This window comes from Sphingomonas sp. Ant20 (assembly GCF_000783375.1).
Classification (GTDB): Bacteria; Pseudomonadota; Alphaproteobacteria; order Sphingomonadales; family Sphingomonadaceae; genus Sphingomonas; species Sphingomonas aerolata.
In genome coordinates this window covers 1-15,564 of the sequence record NZ_JRVI01000205.1, presented here as the reverse complement: position 1 = coordinate 15,564, position 15,564 = coordinate 1, and the positions used below count along the sequence as shown (strand labels likewise).

At 67.7% G+C, this 15,564-nt stretch carries 11 protein-coding genes and 4 pseudogenes; 12 read left to right on the top strand and 3 right to left on the bottom strand.

Annotated features, from left to right (window positions below):
* Positions 1-902, bottom strand: a 902-nt coding sequence (locus tag NI18_RS18270) for an ATP-binding protein (RefSeq protein ID WP_157840574.1), incomplete at its 3' end; no start/stop codon positions are given.
* Between the two features lie 113 nt (positions 903-1,015).
* Between NI18_RS18270 and NI18_RS18265 the strand changes: the two are divergent.
* From NI18_RS18265 to ruvA, 4 genes and pseudogenes are all read left to right on the top strand, one after another.
* Positions 1,016-1,581: pseudogene (locus NI18_RS18265) on the top strand (DUF1003 domain-containing protein).
* 8 nt (positions 1,582-1,589) lie between these two features.
* Positions 1,590-2,331 (top strand): annotated as a pseudogene (locus NI18_RS18260) (YebC/PmpR family DNA-binding transcriptional regulator).
* A 201-nt stretch (positions 2,332-2,532) separates the two neighbouring features.
* Complete coding sequence (gene ruvC, locus NI18_RS18255; protein WP_031395213.1) at positions 2,533-3,039, top strand: crossover junction endodeoxyribonuclease RuvC; 507 nt, start codon at positions 2,533-2,535, stop codon at positions 3,037-3,039.
* Positions 3,036-3,635, top strand: coding sequence for a Holliday junction branch migration protein RuvA (gene ruvA, locus NI18_RS18250; protein ID WP_031440320.1), 600 nt, complete (start codon positions 3,036-3,038; stop codon positions 3,633-3,635). Before ruvC ends, ruvA begins: the two co-directional genes overlap by 4 nt.
* A gap of 2 nt (positions 3,636-3,637) precedes the next feature.
* Here ruvA and NI18_RS18245 read toward each other — a convergent pair whose 3' ends face one another.
* Positions 3,638-4,057: a helix-turn-helix domain-containing protein gene (locus NI18_RS18245; protein WP_052149327.1), complete on the bottom strand. Its 420-nt coding sequence runs from the start codon at positions 4,055-4,057 to the stop codon at positions 3,638-3,640.
* A 117-nt stretch (positions 4,058-4,174) separates the two neighbouring features.
* Here NI18_RS18245 and NI18_RS18240 point away from each other — a divergent pair, with 117 nt between their 5' ends.
* From NI18_RS18240 to NI18_RS18205, 8 genes and pseudogenes are all read left to right on the top strand, one after another.
* Positions 4,175-5,236, top strand: a complete 1,062-nt coding sequence (locus tag NI18_RS18240; protein WP_037532038.1) for an SDR family oxidoreductase — start codon at positions 4,175-4,177, stop codon at positions 5,234-5,236.
* Positions 5,237-5,312: 76 nt separating this feature from the next.
* Positions 5,313-6,337 (top strand): annotated as a pseudogene (gene ruvB, locus NI18_RS18235) (Holliday junction branch migration DNA helicase RuvB).
* A 94-nt stretch (positions 6,338-6,431) separates the two neighbouring features.
* Positions 6,432-8,704 (top strand): annotated as a pseudogene (gene ptsP, locus NI18_RS18230) (phosphoenolpyruvate--protein phosphotransferase).
* Between the two features lie 102 nt (positions 8,705-8,806).
* A complete protein-coding gene (locus NI18_RS18225; protein ID WP_052149326.1) occupies positions 8,807-9,676 on the top strand; it encodes a helix-turn-helix domain-containing protein in 870 nt (289 codons plus the stop codon).
* 68 nt (positions 9,677-9,744) lie between these two features.
* Positions 9,745-10,662 (top strand): YbgF trimerization domain-containing protein, encoded by a 918-nt coding sequence (locus NI18_RS18220; RefSeq protein WP_031440315.1) that lies wholly within the window; start codon positions 9,745-9,747, stop codon positions 10,660-10,662.
* A gap of 31 nt (positions 10,663-10,693) precedes the next feature.
* Complete coding sequence (tilS, locus tag NI18_RS18215) at positions 10,694-11,713, top strand: tRNA lysidine(34) synthetase TilS (protein ID WP_037532032.1); 1,020 nt, start codon at positions 10,694-10,696, stop codon at positions 11,711-11,713.
* A 104-nt stretch (positions 11,714-11,817) separates the two neighbouring features.
* Entirely contained in the window at positions 11,818-13,797 is a 1,980-nt protein-coding gene (gene ftsH, locus NI18_RS18210) for an ATP-dependent zinc metalloprotease FtsH (protein WP_031396187.1), read from the top strand.
* A 64-nt stretch (positions 13,798-13,861) separates the two neighbouring features.
* The gene (locus NI18_RS18205) at positions 13,862-14,239 is read left to right on the top strand and encodes a hypothetical protein (protein ID WP_235188337.1); all 378 of its coding nucleotides are present in this window, start codon (positions 13,862-13,864) and stop codon (positions 14,237-14,239) included.
* Between the two features lie 65 nt (positions 14,240-14,304).
* Here NI18_RS18205 and NI18_RS18200 read toward each other — a convergent pair whose 3' ends face one another.
* On the bottom strand, positions 14,305-15,345 hold the full coding sequence (locus tag NI18_RS18200; RefSeq protein ID WP_037532029.1) for a DUF3667 domain-containing protein: 1,041 nt from the start codon (positions 15,343-15,345) through the stop codon (positions 14,305-14,307).
* Positions 15,346-15,564 lie beyond the last annotated feature (219 nt).

Genomic DNA, 15,564 nt, shown 5'->3' with positions numbered 1-15,564 from the left:
ACGCGCCGCGGCCGCGAATCGAAGAGCAGGCCGAGTTCGGGCGCGTCGACCACGGGCTCGGAGAGCAGGTCCTGCAGGTCCATCGGCGCGGCACTCGGCAGCGGGGTCAGCTTGGGGCTGCCGCTGCGCGCCGAGGTGGCGACGTCGCCGATCTTCACGGTGATGGGGCGGCGCGAGACCGCGGGGCCGAGCGCCATGAAGGTGCCGCGCTGGAGGTCGCGGATCGCCTCCGCCTGACGCCGCTCCATGCCGAGCAGATCGGCAGCGCGTGCCATGTCGATGTCGAGGAAGGTGCGGCCCATCAGGAAGTTCGACGCTTCCGCCGCGACGTTCTTGGCGAGCTTGGCCAGACGCTGAGTCGCGATCACGCCGGCGAGACCACGCTTGCGGCCGCGGCACATCAGGTTGGTCATCGCCGCCAGCGATGCGCGGCGGACCTCTTCGGACACTTCGCCGCCGGTGACGGGCGCGAACATCTGCGCCTCGTCGACGACCACCAGCACCGGATACCAATGCTCGCGCGGCGCATCGAACAGCGCGGAGAGGAACGATGCGGCACAGCGCATCTGCCCTTCGACCTCGAGTCCCTCGAGGCTGAGCACCGCGGACGTCCGGTGTTCGCGCAGGCGGGTGGCGATGCGCGCGATCTCGCGTTCGCTATAGTCGCCCGCCTCGATCACGACATGGCCATGCGGTCCCGCGAGCGTCACGAAATCGCCCTCCGGGTCGATCACGATCTGCTGTACATGCCCCGCCGACCGTTCGAGCAGGCGGCGCAGCAGATGCGATTTTCCCGATCCCGAATTGCCCTGCACCAGCAGGCGCGTGGCGAGAAGTTCCTCCAGGTCGACGCCGACGGCCGTACCATTGCCGTCGGTGCCCATATTCACGCTAACCGTCATGCCGCGCGTTTGGCAGGTGCGGGCGCATCGGGGCAAGGAGTCTTTCGCGGGTCTCGTCGCAAGCGCGGTTTTGCGCGCTGGCTTAATCCGCAATCGCGGTTACGCCTTTCGCCATGGCTACATCCTCTCCGCTCGACGATCTTTCGCACCGCCTGCTCGGCAAGCCCCCCCGGCGAGCTCAACGACGAGCAGCGCCGCGTGCTCGCGGGGATCGAGGCGGGGACCACGGTCAGCCGCGACGCCGCCGACCTGGCCGACGAACGCGCTACGTTCGGCGAGCGGCTCTCGGACCGGGTTGCGGCGGTCGGTGGGTCGTGGGGGTTCATCATCGCGTTCACTGCGGTGCTGCTCGGCTGGATGATCCTCAATTCGGACATCCTCACGCATTTCAACGCGGCGTTCGATCCCTATCCCTACATCTTCCTCAACCTGCTGCTGTCGACGGTCGCGGCGATCCAGGCGCCGATCATCATGATGAGCCAGAACCGGCAATCGGCGAAGGACCGGCTCGCCGCGAGCCTCGATTACGAGACCAATCTGCGCGCCGAGCTCGACATTTTTGCGCGTGCATCACAAGATCGACCATCTGGTGCTCGCGCGGCTCGACGCGATTGAGGGAAAAAATCGATGCTCTGGCGAAATCGGGTGCCGGAGCCTAAGAGCGGCGCATCAGCTATAGAGGCACAGATGGCAGGCCATTCCAAATATAAGAACATCATGCATCGCAAGGGTGCGCAGGACAAGAAGCGCTCGTCGCGTTCAGCAAGCTCAGCCGGGAAATCACGGTCGCGGCCAAGATGGGCCTGCCCGATGTTGACATGAACCCGCGCCTGCGCGCCGCGGTGAACGCGGCCAAGGCGGCGTCGCTGCCCAAGGAGAACATCCAGCGCTCGATCGACAAGGCGAGCCGCGGCGATGCCGAGAATTACGAAGAGATCCGCTATGAGGCTTCGGGCCGGGCGGCGTGTCGCTGATCATCGAGGCACTGACCGACAACCGCAACCGTACCGCAACCAACGTGCGCGTCGCGGTCGGCAAGAATGGCGGTAACCTGGGTGCCGGCGGGTCGGTCAGCCATGCGTTCGACCGCGTCGGGCTCATTTCCTATCCGGCGAGCGCGGGCGATGCCGACACGGTGTTCGAGGCTGCGCTTGAGGCGGGGGCCGAGGACGTGACGTCGAGCGAGGACGGGCACGAGGTCTGGACCGCGCAGGGCGATCTGCACGAAGTCGCCAAGGCGCTCGAGGCGAAGCTCGGCGAGGCCGAGGGCGCGAAGCTCGCCTGGCGGCCGCAGACGATGGTCGCGGTCGATGCGGACGATGCGGCGACCTTGTTTAAGCTGATCGACGCGCTCGACGATGACGACGACGTGCAGACGGTGTGGGGCAATTACGAGATCTCGGACGAGATCATGGAGACGCTGGGTTGAGCCAGTGAGAAGGAAGATTGGTTCGCGCGGAGGCGCGGAGGCGCGGAGAGTGGCGCTTCGTGCATGCGTCCTCCGCGCCAGCGGCGTCACACCCGCAGGCATGCCCGATGGCGTGAAGGTCGCGCTTACGCGCGACAGCGGTCAGAAGCGCACCCCCTCCGCGCCTCCGCGCCTCCGCGCGAACCAGTCTTCTTTCTTCGCATGATCATCCTCGGACTAGACCCCGGCCTCGGCACCACGGGCTGGGGCGTCATTCGGGCGGATGGGAACCGGCTGAGCCATATTGCGAATGGCCAGATCCGGACCGATCCGTCGATGGCGCTGCCGCGGCGGTTGACGGCATTGTATTCGGCGTTGCTCGACGTGATCCGCGCCGAGCGACCCGATGGCGCCGCGGTCGAGGAGGTGCTCGGCAACACCAATGCGCAGTCGACGCTGAAGCTGGGGCAGGCGCGCGGCGTGGTGCTGCTCGCGGCGGCGGGGGCGGGGCTGCATATCGGCGAATACCACCCCTCGACCGTCAAGAAGGGCGTTGTCGGCACCGGCGGCGCGGACAAGAAACAGATCCAGGCGATGATGGCGGTGTTGCTGCCCGGTGCGAAACTCGCCGGCCCCGATGCCGCCGACGCGCTGGCGGTGGCGATCACGCACGCGCATCATGTCGCGAGCGCGGCGGCGCTGTCGCGACGCACGGGAGTAGGCGCATGATCGTCCATCTGAAGGGCCGGCTCGATTCGACCGGGATCGACCATGCGGTGATCGATGTCGGCGGGGTCGGCTATCTGGTCGGCGCGTCGGCGCGCACGCTGTCGGCACTCGGGCCGATCGGCGAGGCCTGCACCGTCTTCACCGAACTGCTGGTCGGCGAGGATTTCCAGCGGCTCGTCGGATTTTCGAGCGCGGACGAGCGCGACTGGTTCCGGTTGCTGACCGCGGTGCAGGGCGTCGGCGCGCGGGTTGCGCTCGCGATCCTGTCCGCGCTCGAACCCGTCGACCTGTCGCGGGCGATCGCCAGCGGCGACAAGGCGATGGTCGCGCGCGCGAACGGCGTCGGGCCGAAGCTCGCCCAGCGTATCGTCATGGAATTGAAGGACAAGGTCGGCGGGATCGCGCTCGGGCTCGGGCCCGCGGTGGTCAATGCGGCGCCGGGCGCGTCGGCGGATGCGGTGTCGGCGATGCTCAACCTGGGCTTCCGGCCCGCTGAGGCGAGCGTCGCGGTGGCGGCGGCGGACGAGGAACTGGGGCCGGGCGCGACGCTCGACGCGCTCGTCCGGCTGGCGCTGCGCAAGGCGTCAAAGCCCTAGTCTCAGTCGGTCTTGGGCCGTTTGGCGGACCGGCGGGGCGCGGGGCCGGGGCCGAACGCGTCGAGCGCGTCGGCATTGGTGCGGCCCCAGTCGTAGAGCAGATTGACCGGCTCGACGAACCGCCTGCCGAGCGGCGTCAGGCGATATTCGACCGCGGGGGGCATCGTCGCGAGTACGTCGCGCAAGATCAGCCCGCTGGTCTCCATGTCGCGCAGCGTCTGCGTCAGCATCTTCTTCGAAATGCCGGGCAGGCTGCGGTGGAGGACGCCGGTGCGCGCGCCGCCCTCGTGCCGCGCGTCGAGCGTGTGGAGGACCATGCTCGTCCATTTGGTCGCAAACAGGTCGAGCACCCGGCGCGGTGCGCAGTCCTCGCGCCAGTCGTCGGCAACCGGGGCGGGATCGTGATCGGGGGGCGTTGTCATACTGGGTCCCTGAACGTCGCTGGGTCCCAAAAGGTGCCCGGAGCCCCGAATGGTGCCGTCTAGAACGCGTCGCGGGCGATGCCTAGCTACTGCATTCAAGTGAAACGGAGAATGACGATGGCCCGGACGGCATTGGTGGTTGGCACGAGCGGTATTGTCGGCAGCGCGACGGCGGCGCTGCTGATCGAACAGGGATGGACGGTCCATGGCCTCGCGCGGCGTCCGTCTGACCAGCCCGGCGTGCACCCGGTCGCCGCCGACCTGACCGATGCGGCAGGCACCGCCGCCGCGCTAAAGGATCTGGCGCCCGACGCGGTGTTCGTTTCGACCTGGTCGCGCCAGGCGACCGAGGCGGAGAATATCCGCGTCAACGGCGCGATGGTCCGCAACCTGCTCGACGGCCTGCGTCCCGCCAAGTCGGTGCGGCATGTCGCGCTGGTGACGGGCCTGAAGCATTATCTCGGGCCGTTCGAGGCGTATGGTAAGGGCGTGCTGCCGCAGACGCCGTTCCGCGAGGAGCAGGGCCGGCTCGAGGTCGAGAACTTCTATTATGCGCAGGAGGACGAGGTGTTCGCCGCGGCCGAACGTGACGGCTTCAGCTGGAGCGTGCATCGTCCGCATACGGTGATCGGCAAGGCGGTCGGCAATGCGATGAACATGGGGACGACGCTGGCGGCCTATGCGACCCTGTGCCGCGAGACCGGGCGGCCGTTCCGCTTTCCGGGATCGGCGGCGCAGTGGAACGGGCTGACCGACATGACCGACGCGCGGCAGCTCGCAGCGCAGCTCGTCTGGGCGACGACGACGCCCGAGGCGGCGAACCAGGACTTCAACATCGTCAATGGCGACGTGTTCCGCTGGAGCTGGATGTGGTCGCGCATCGCGGACTGGTTCGGGATCGAGGCGGCGCCGTTCGACGGGACGGTCGTGCCGCTCGAAGAGCAGATGGCGGACGACGCGGTGGTGTGGCAGCGGATCGCAGAGCGCGAGGGGCTGGTCGAGGCCGATCTCACGCGTCTCGCCTCGCCGTGGCACACCGACGCCGATCTCGGCCGGCCGATCGAGGTCGTCACCGACATGGGCAAGAGCCGGCGGATGGGCTTTACGCGCTACCAGCCGACCGACGACGCGTTCTTCGACCTCTTCGCACAGCTCCGCGCGGACCGGCTGATCCCGTGAATCGGATAGACCGGTCGGGCGGGACGCGCGCGACGGGGTGACAGGGGCGGGCGTGAACGGGTAGGGAACGGGCTTGATGACCGATGCCGAACGCCTGCTCACGCCAGCCCGCCGCCCCGAGGACGTGGATGCGGCGCTGCGCCCCAAGAATCTCGACGAATTCGTCGGGCAGAAGGCCGCGCGCGAGAATCTGCGGATCTTCATCCAGGCGGCCAAGCACGCGGCGATGCGCTCGACCATGTGCTGTTCTTCGGGCCGCCGGGACTCGGCAAGACCACGCTCGCGCAGATCGTCGCGCGAGAGATGGGGGTGGGGTTCCGCGCCACTTCGGGGCCGGTGATCGCCAAGTCGGGCGACCTCGCCGCGCTGCTGACCAATCTCGAGGATGGCGACGTGCTGTTCATCGACGAGATCCACCGGTTGCAGCCCGCGGTCGAGGAGGTGCTGTATCCGGCGATGGAGGACCGCGCGCTCGACCTGATGATTGGCGAGGGGCCCTCGGCACGCAGCGTGCGGATCGACCTGCCGCGCTTTACTCTGGTCGGCGCGACGACGCGGCAGGGGCTGTTGACGACGCCGCTGCGCGATCGCTTCGGCATCCCGGTGCGGCTGCAATTCTATACTGTCGATGAGCTTGAACGCGTGGTGACGCGTGCGGCTGGGCTGCTCGGGCTCGCGATTTCGAAGGACGGGGCGATGGAGGTGGCGCGGCGCGCACGCGGCACGCCGCGCATCGCCGGGCGGCTGCTCCGCCGGGTTCGCGACTTTGCCGATGTCGCGGGCGCCGAGATCGTCGACGCGCGTACCGCCGACGCCGCGCTCAACCGGCTCGAGGTCGATGCGCTGGGGCTCGACGCGATGGACCGGCGCTATCTGATGATGATCGCCGACATTTATCGCGGCGGGCCGGTCGGGGTCGAAACGCTGGCGGCAGGCCTCAGCGAACCGCGCGATACGATCGAGGAGGTGATCGAGCCCTATCTGATCCAGCTCGGCCTGGTCGCGCGGACCGCGCGCGGGCGGTGCATGAACGCGGGCGGCTGGAAGCATCTCGGACTCAACCCCCCGGTCGGGAGCCAGGACGGGCTGTTCGACGTTTGAGGCGGGGCATGCAGCAATGACGTTCGACCGGGCTTGCGCAGAAGAATACTTTTGTTGCGTGGCACACAAGCGCTTGATCTGGTAGCTCCTCCCCATGCCCGTTTCGGCCGCCGCCTCCGCCCGCGAGATCCTCACCAGCCTTCACGACGTGATGGCCGCGCGCACGACCGCGCAAGCCAAGCTTAATTCGGTCGTCGGCATCATCGCCGCGGCGATCGATAGCGAGGTCTGTTCGATCTACCTCCTGCGCGAGGGCGTGCTCGAGCTGTTCGCGACGCGCGGCCTTGCGCAGGAGGCGGTGCACGTCACCAAGCTGGCGCTGGGCGAGGGGCTGGTCGGCACGATTGCGCAGCAGGTCGAGGTGCTCAATCTCGACGAGGCGGCGAGCCATCCCGATTTCGCCTACAAGCCCGAGACCGGCGAGGAGCGCTATCACAGCTTTGCCGGGGTTCCGATCATCCGGCGTGAACGCGCGGTCGGCGTTCTTGCAGTGCAGCATGCCGAAACGCGCAAATATCAGGACGTCGAGATCGAGGCGCTGCAGACCGTCGCGATGGTGCTGAGCGAGCTGATCGCCAATGCCGGGCTGATCGACACCGCGGGCGGCGGGTCGGATCGCCCGCAGTCGACCGCGGCGATGCGGATCCCGGGGCAGAAGCTGGTCGACGGGATGGGCGCGGGCTTTGCCGTGTTCCACCAGCCGCGCATCCATATCGAGCATACCGTCGCCGAGGACACCGATGCCGAGCGGCACCGCGTCTATGCCGCGTTCGACAAGATGCGCGAAGGCATCGAGCGAATGACGCGCGAGGCCGAGTTCGGCGTCGGCGGCGAGCATGAGGAGGTCCTCGAGACCTACAAGATGTTCGCCTATGACGAGGGCTGGGCGCGGCGGATCAACGAGGCGATCGATTCCGGGCTGACCGCCGAGGCGGCGATCGAGCGCGTCCAGCAGCGCACCCGCCAGCGGATGCGGCAGATCGACGATCCGCTGCTCGCCGACCGGATGCACGATCTGGAGGATCTGGCGAACCGCCTGCTGCGGATCGTGTCGGGCCAGATGGGTACCGCGGCGCAGATGGGGCTCAGGCAGGACACGATCCTGATCGCGCGTAATCTGGGGCCGGCCGAATTGCTCGAATATGACAAGCGCCGGTTGAAGGGGGTAATCCTTGAGGAAGGGTCGCTCACCGCGCATGTCACGATCGTCGCGCGGGCGATGGGCGTGCCGGTGCTCGGCCGTGTCCGCGACGTCCGGCGGCTGATCGCCGAGGGCGACCTGCTGCTGCTCGACAGTGCCGACGCCAATGTGTTCGCGCGGCCCTCCGCTGCGATGGAGGAGGCGTTCGAGGCACGGCTTGCGCTGCGGCAGAAGCGCAGGGCGGCGTTTGCGGCGCTGCGCGACGTGCCGCCGATCACGAAGGATGGCCACCGGCTGACGCTGATGGTCAATGCCGGGCTGCGCGACGATGCGGCCGCGCTCGACATCACCGGCGCGGACGGGATCGGCCTGTTCAGGACCGAATTCCAGTTTCTCGTATCCGCGACGCTGCCGCAGCGCGAGCGCCAGCAGCGGCTGTACCGCGAGGTACTGGAGGTGGCGGGCGATCGGCCGGTGATCTTCCGGACCGTCGATATCGGCGGCGACAAGGCGCTGCCCTATCTCAACAAGGCCGCCGCGGATGAGGAAAATCCGGCGATGGGCTGGCGCGCGCTGCGGCTGGGGCTCGAGCGCGACGGACTGATGAAGGTGCAGGCGCGCGCGCTATTGGAAGCAGCGGCGGGGCGCACGCTCAACGTCATGTTCCCGATGGTCAGCGAGCCTGGGAGTTCGACGAGGCCAAGGCGCTGTTCGAGGCGCAGCGGAGCTGGCTGGCGGGGCGCGGGCGCAAGCTGCCGACGACGATCCGCTACGGCGCGATGCTCGAGGTGCCAGCGCTTGCCGAGATGCTCGACATCCTGCTGCCCAAGATCCAGTTCCTGTCGGTCGGCACCAATGACCTGACACAGTTCCTGTTTGCCGCCGACCGCGCCAATCCCAAGCTCGCCGAGCGCTATGACTGGCTGAGCCCGTCGATTTTGCGGTTCCTTGCCCGGCTCGTCGAGCCTGCGCGCGCGGCCGGTGTCGATCTCGGCGTGTGCGGCGAGATGGGCGGGCGTCCGCTCGAGGCGATGGCGCTGGCGGGGATCGGGATCGACCGGCTGTCGATCACCCCGGCGGCGGTCGGGCCGATCAAGGCGATGGCGCGCTCGCTCGATCTGGCGGCGATCACCGCGAAGATGACGGCCCTGCTCGCCGATCCACCGCGCGACATGCGCGCCGTGCTGACCGACTGGGCAACGGAAAACGGTGTCGAGCTGGCCTGACGCGCGGGTTTCGCTAGGGCCTTCGCGTTGACATGGGTTATTGGCTCTGGAACATGACCCGCCTTGATGGGCGCGCGCTACAGCCCATAATCGGAGACAAGAATGGACGACGTCGCAACCGGGCAGATCCCTCCGCCCGCCTCGCCCGAACGGGCCGGCGATATCCTGCGTGCAACGCGCGAGGCACAGGGGCTGACGATCGCCGATGTCGGGGGCCGGACGCGCGTGCCGCTGCGGCATCTCGAGGCGATCGAGGCGTCTGATTACGCGACTTTGCCGTCGTCGACCTATGCGGTCGGGTTCGCTAAGGCCTATGCCCGCGCGGTCGGCGCGGACGAGGTGCGGGTGGCCAATCTCGTGCGCGCCGAGCTCGGCAAGATCGTGCGCCGCACGCCCGAATACGAACCCTATGAAATGTCCGATCCGTCGCGCGTACCCTCGCGCGGCGTTGCGGTGATCGCGCTCGGCATCGCGCTGGCCGTGCTGATCCTGGTCGGCATCTGGTACGGGACCGACCTGTTCCGTGGCGGCGCGACCACGTCCGGGTCTGCGGCGGGATCGGTGGCGACGGTCGCCGAAGTGCCCAGCCCGACGCCGGCCTCCCCCGCAGCGACGCCCGCGGCGCCGGCGCTGGAGACCGGGCAGGTCACGCTTGCCGCGACCGACGAGGTGTGGATGCGCGTCTATGATGCCGACAACAAGACGCTGTATCTGGGGACGATGAAGGCCGGCGACCGGTTCGACGTGCCGCGCGACGCGAAGGATCCGATGATCAACGTCGGTCGCCCGGACAAGCTGACGGTCACGCTCAACGGCTCGAACGTGCCGCCGCTGGGAACCGGCGAACGCGCGATCAAGGACGTCCGCGTCGGCGCCCCGGCGATTGCCGCACGGCTGAACGGCGCGCCTGCCGCGAGCGGTGGCGATGCCGTCGCCGAGGGGGCACCGGGCAATGCATCGGGAACGCCTTAAGGCTGGCGACAGGAATGATGTTGCAGCTATATCGCTCGTCTTATCCAGTGCCCCGGGGGGTATAGCCCATGCATAAGTCCATCATCGTCGGCATTCTGCTTGCCGGTGCATCGCTGCCCGTCGCGGCATCCGCACAGTCGAACGTCGAAGGTCGTGTCGGCAAGCTCGAAAGCGAGATGCGCGCGGTCCAGCGCAAGGTGTTCCCGGGCGGGGCAGGGCAGCTGCTGCAGCCCGAGGTGACGGGTCCGCAGACGACCGCAGGCCCCGGTCCTGGCACGCCCGCCACCAGCGCGGTCGCCGATCTGGCGCAGCGCGTGACCTCGCTCGAACAGCAGATTGCGTCGATGACCGGGCAGGTCGAGCAGACCGAGTACAAGATCCGCCAGCTGCAGGAGCAGTTCGACGCGTATCGGCGTGCAACCGACGACCGGATGAAGCTGATCGAGGCCGCCCGGACGAACAGCGCGCCCGGTGCAGCCGGAACGGCCGTCGAGGGCACGGGGGGGCCGGACGAGGACGCCGGGCCGCCGGCGCGGCCATCGGGGGCCACCGCCGCCGCGCGGCCAGCAAACGCAGTCGAGAAGCCGTCGACCGGCAATCCGGCCGAGGACGAGTATCTCTACGGCTATCGGCTGTGGGCGGCCAAGAGCTATGCCGAGGCGCAGACGCAGCTGAAGAAGGTGGTCGCGACCTATCCGAAGGACCGGCGCGCGAGCTATGCACAGAATCTGCTCGGCCGCGCCTATCTCGACGAGGGCAAGCCGAGCCTCGCGTCGATGGCATTCTACGACAATTACAAGAAGATGCCCGATGGTGAGCGGGCGTCCGAAAGCCTCTATTATCTCGGCCAGTCGCTGACCAAGCTGAACAAGTCCGCCGATGCGTGCAAGGTGTATGACGAGCTCAACGACGTCTATGGCGCCAAGCTCTCACGCGACATGACCGCCAAGGTCGCTGCCGGACGAGCCACCGCCAAGTGCAAGTGAGCGCAGATCGCGGCGTGTGGTGGCCGGCAGGATGAGCGATCCTGTCCTCACCGAGGAGGCCCAGCGTTTTGCAGCGGAGGTTGCAAGGCTTGGCGCGGGGCTGACATCGCCCGTGCTCGCGGTGTCGGGCGGACCCGACAGCATGGCGATGCTGACGCTCGCGCAGGAATCGCTCGGGACTGGTTTCACCGTGGCCAGCGTCGACCATCGTCTGCGCCCCGAAGCCGCGGGCGAATCGGCGATGGTGGCGGCGCATTGCGCGACGTTCGGCATCCGCCACGCGACGCTGGCACCGACCGAGCCGATCACCGGGGCGAGCATTCAGGCGCAGGCGCGCACCGTCCGCTATGCGCTGCTCGCGGACCATGCGCGCGCGATCGGTGCGGGATGCGTGCTCACCGCGCACCATGCCGACGACCAGGCCGAGACGTTCCTGATGCGCGCCGCGCGCGGGTCGGGACTGGCGGGGCTGGCAGGCGTGCGCGCCCGGACCGAGGTCGCGGGCATCCCCGTCATCCGGCCGCTGCTCGACTGGCGCCGGGCGGAGCTTCGCGCGATCGTCCGCCGCGCCGAGGTGCCGTTCTTCGACGATCCGTCGAACCACGACGATCGGCATGACCGCACGCGGTTTCGTCGGTTGCTCGGCGCGAACGAATGGCTGGGCAACCCCAATCTGGCGCGCGCGGCCGCGGCACTGGCGGAGGCGGATGCCGATGTCCGCGCTGCGGTCGAATGGCTCTGGGCCGACCGTGCGAAAGTCGCGGCGGGCGAGGTCCGGCTGACCGTCGGCGACGTGCCGCGCGAGCTTTTGCGCCGCATGGTCCGGCGCGCGATCGGCGTGGTGCGCGACGCGGTGACGGAGGCTGCGCGCGATGGCGCCGAGCCGGACGCGGTTGCGGCGATCGAGGGCGACTGGAGCGCGGCGGTCAATATCGAACGGCTGCTCGATGCGTTGATCGCGGGCAAGCGCGCGACTCAGGCGGGGGTGATCGCATCGCCGCGCGCGGGCGTCTGGCGCTTCCGTCCCGCGCCGCCACGTCGCTCGGTGTAGATTCGTCCCGCGCGGACACATTGATTGCTGCCAAGTCGCGGCTTGTTCCATTGCCATTAACCTGCGCGCGCTTATCTTGTAGGTTCGAAAGGTATCCGGCACCCATGAACGACAATGACAATCGAGGGGACAACCGCGGCAACAAGCCACAGGGCCCCGAAAATGGCAGCCCGTGGATGAAGAGCCTGCTCATTTGGGTAGGCATTCTCGTCGCGCTGGCGCTGTTCGTGACCATGTTCGACGGCCGCACCGCGACCTCGAGCGGCAACACGATCGCCTATTCGGCGTTCCTCGACAAGGTCGACGAGGGCACCGTTAAGGACGTGAACATCTCGCGCGACATCATCTCGGGTACGTTGTCGAGCGGCGAGAAGTTCAAGGCCTATCCGATCCAGGACGCGACGCTGGTTCCCAAGCTGCGCGAAAAGGGCGTGGCGATCAGCGCGAAGCCCGAGGAAGGGCCGTCGATGCTGGCGCTGCTCCTCTATCAGTCGCTGCCGTTCCTGCTGTTCCTCGGCATCGCGTTTTTCGTCCTGAAGCAGATGCAGAAGAATTCCGGCTCTGGCGCGATGGGCTTCGGCAAGAGCCGCGCGAAGATGCTGACGCAGAAGGAAGGCAAGGTCACCTTTGCCGACGTCGCGGGCATCGACGAGGCGCGTGAGGAACTGGAAGAGATCGTCGAGTTCCTGAAGGATCCGACCAAGTTCGCCCGCCTCGGCGGCAAGATCCCCAAGGGCGCATTGCTGGTCGGCTCGCCGGGTACCGGCAAGACGCTGCTCGCCCGCGCGATCGCTGGCGAGGCGGGTGTGCCGTTCTTCACGATCTCGGGTTCCGATTTCGTCGAGATGTTCGTCGGCGTCGGCGCGAGCCGCGTGCGCGACATGTTCGAGCAGGCCAAGAAGTCCGCGCCGTGCATCGTCTTCATCGACGAGATCGACGCGGTCGGTCGCCACCGCGGTGCAGGCTTGGGCAACGGCAATGATGAGCGCGAGCAAACGCTGAACCAGCTGCTGGTCGAGATGGACGGCTTCGAGGCCAACGAAGGCATCATCATCATCGCCGCGACCAACCGTCCCGACGTGCTCGACCCTGCGCTGCTGCGTCCGGGCCGCTTCGATCGCCAGGTCGTCGTGCCGCGGCCGGATATCGAGGGCCGGATCAAGATTCTCGAAGTGCACATGAAGAAGGTGCCGCTGGCACCCGACGTCGATGCCCGCGTCATCGCACGTGGTACGCCGGGCTTCTCGGGTGCCGATCTCGCCAACCTCGTCAACGAGGCGGCGCTGCATGCGGCGCGCAAGGGCAAGCGCCTGGTGGCGATGGCCGAGTTCGAGGAGGCCAAGGACAAGGTCATGATGGGCGCCGAGCGTCGCTCCATGGTCATGACCGACGACGAGAAGCGGATGACCGCGTATCACGAGGCCGGCCATGCCGTCGTCGCGATGCACGAGGCCGCGTCGGATCCGATCCACAAGGCGACGATCATCCCGCGCGGTCGTGCGCTGGGCATGGTCATGCGTCTGCCCGAGCGTGACAGCTACAGCTATCACCGCGACAAGATGTACGCGAACCTCGCGGTGTCGATGGGTGGTCGTGTCGCCGAGGAGGTCATCTTCGGCTACGACAAGGTCTCGTCGGGCGCGAGCGGCGACATCCAGTACGCCACGGGTCTGGCACGCGACATGGTCACGCGTTGGGGCATGTCGGACAAGGTCGGGCCACTCGAATATGGCGAGCCCGAGGGTGAATCGTTCCTCGGTTACTCGTCGAGCCGTCCGTCGCGCATGTCGAACCAGACCGCGCAGCTGATCGACGACGAGATCAAGCGGATCGTCGAAGGCGGTCTCGATCGTGCCAAGCAGGTGCTGAGCGATCATGTCGACCAGCTCCACACGGTCGCGGGCGCGCTGCTCGAATATGAGACGCTGACGGGTGACGAGATCAAGCAGCTGATCGCTGGCGAAGATCTCGACCGGCCGGACCCGGGTGCGAAGGCAAGCCTCGTACCAAAGGCGGGGACGTCGATCCCCAAGACCCGGCGACCCAATGGGCCGTTCGGAACGCCGACCCCGCTAGGCGCCTGATCCGGTTCAGCGGCTAGTCAGCTAAATGCCTCCATGGGCGGTCTTTTCTTCGGAAAGGCCGCCCATGTCGTATGTGCTTCCCAAGGCCGTGATTGCCGCGATGCTCGTGGGCGGGATGGCGATGCCCGCGTCCGCGGCGATGACCGTGGGGACGTTTCTCGCCCGCGCCAATGCGTTGCGCGATCAGGGGCCGATGGCGCTGATGTCGCCCGACTTCCCGGCACTTAAGGCCGAGGCGAAGGCCGCGACGACGCAGCTGAAGGCCGAACGTGCAACGCGCGCCGCGGCAGGCAAGCCGCCGATCGCCTGCGTCCCCGAGGGGGAGTCGGTGGGAATCATGGACATGCTCGACGGCCTGTCGGACTTGCCGGCGAGTTATCAGAAGCGGCCGTTGAAGGACGGCTATGCGCGCGTGCTGGCAAACTTATACCCGTGTCGGTGAGCGCGTGAGCCGGACGCGGAGAGGGGCTCGTCGAGGCGAGGCCAAGCAATCGCTGGCGGCCAGGTCTACTCCGTCAGGCCGTGCAGCAGGATCAGCACGACGAACGCGATCAGCACGGTGAACGCGAAGGTGAGCAGCGCGACGGTGCGCCATCCCGCCGAAACCTTGCCGAGCGCATAGGCACCACGGAGCTGCGCGAACATGTGGACCGGCGGGACGAGCAACCCCGCCATCACGATCCACCCGCTCGCCAGCCCCGCCATGCCGCCGAGCATCAGCGCGATCACCAGCAGCATCATGAACGCCAGCGAATAGGTCACGAAGATCGCGTGATCGTAGAGATGGTGCTTGCGGCGCCACAGGAACAGCAGTGCCATGAACGGCACCGAGAGCGGGATCAGCCCCCAGCTATATTTATAAGCGCTCGACTGAAGCTTGTAGATCATCAGGCGGGGATTGGCGTTCGCCTTGGCGATGCCATGGTCAAGCAGTGGCCAGCCGGTCTTCTTCACGTCGGTGAAGGTAAAATCGTCCGTGTCGCGTCTGGTCGTGCCGCTTGCGCTCGTCAGCGCGCGGATGCTGCCGCGCAGGACGAGTGCCTGCGTATCGAGATCGGTGGTCGATTGACCCGCGCGCACCGCGATCGCGCGGTCCCGCTCGATGCGGGCGAGCTCGCCACGGGCCTCGTCCAGCCCGCGTGCGAGTTCGGCGCGGTCGCGCGTCGTGGGGGCGGCGATCTGCTCGGTTATCTCGCCACCGACCACACCGATCGTCGCGAACATCAGGAAGACGGTAAACAGGAACAGCGCGAGCGGCGAGACGAACCGCGCGCGCTCGCCATTGACGTAGCGCCGGGTGAGCGTGCCGGGATGCAAGACGAGCAGCGGCAGCGTGCGCCAGATCTTGCCCTCGAAATGGTACACGCCATGCGCAATCTCATGCCCGATCGCGCCGAGCGACCGGTGGACATGCGCGGCCTGACCACAGGCATGGCAGTGCGCGCCGATCAGCGCGGTGCCGCAATTGAGACAGAGCGCGCCCGTTGCATGCGCCCTGCCGATTGCGGTCGATTCGCCCGCACATGGTTCGAACGCGCGTCCGACCAATGCCCCCCGTGGCGATGTCCGCCGCTGCCCCCATGTCCCCGTTCATAACGCAAGCGTAACGCAGCCCGGGCGTTGGCGCGAGTCGGTTTGGCGTGATAGTCGGATGGCATGACCGACCTTCCCGACGCCGAGACGCACTCTGAAACCCTGATCGCCGACATGGGCGCGCGCGCGCGCGTCGCATCAGGCGTGCTCGCGGCGCTGCCGACTCCGCGCCAG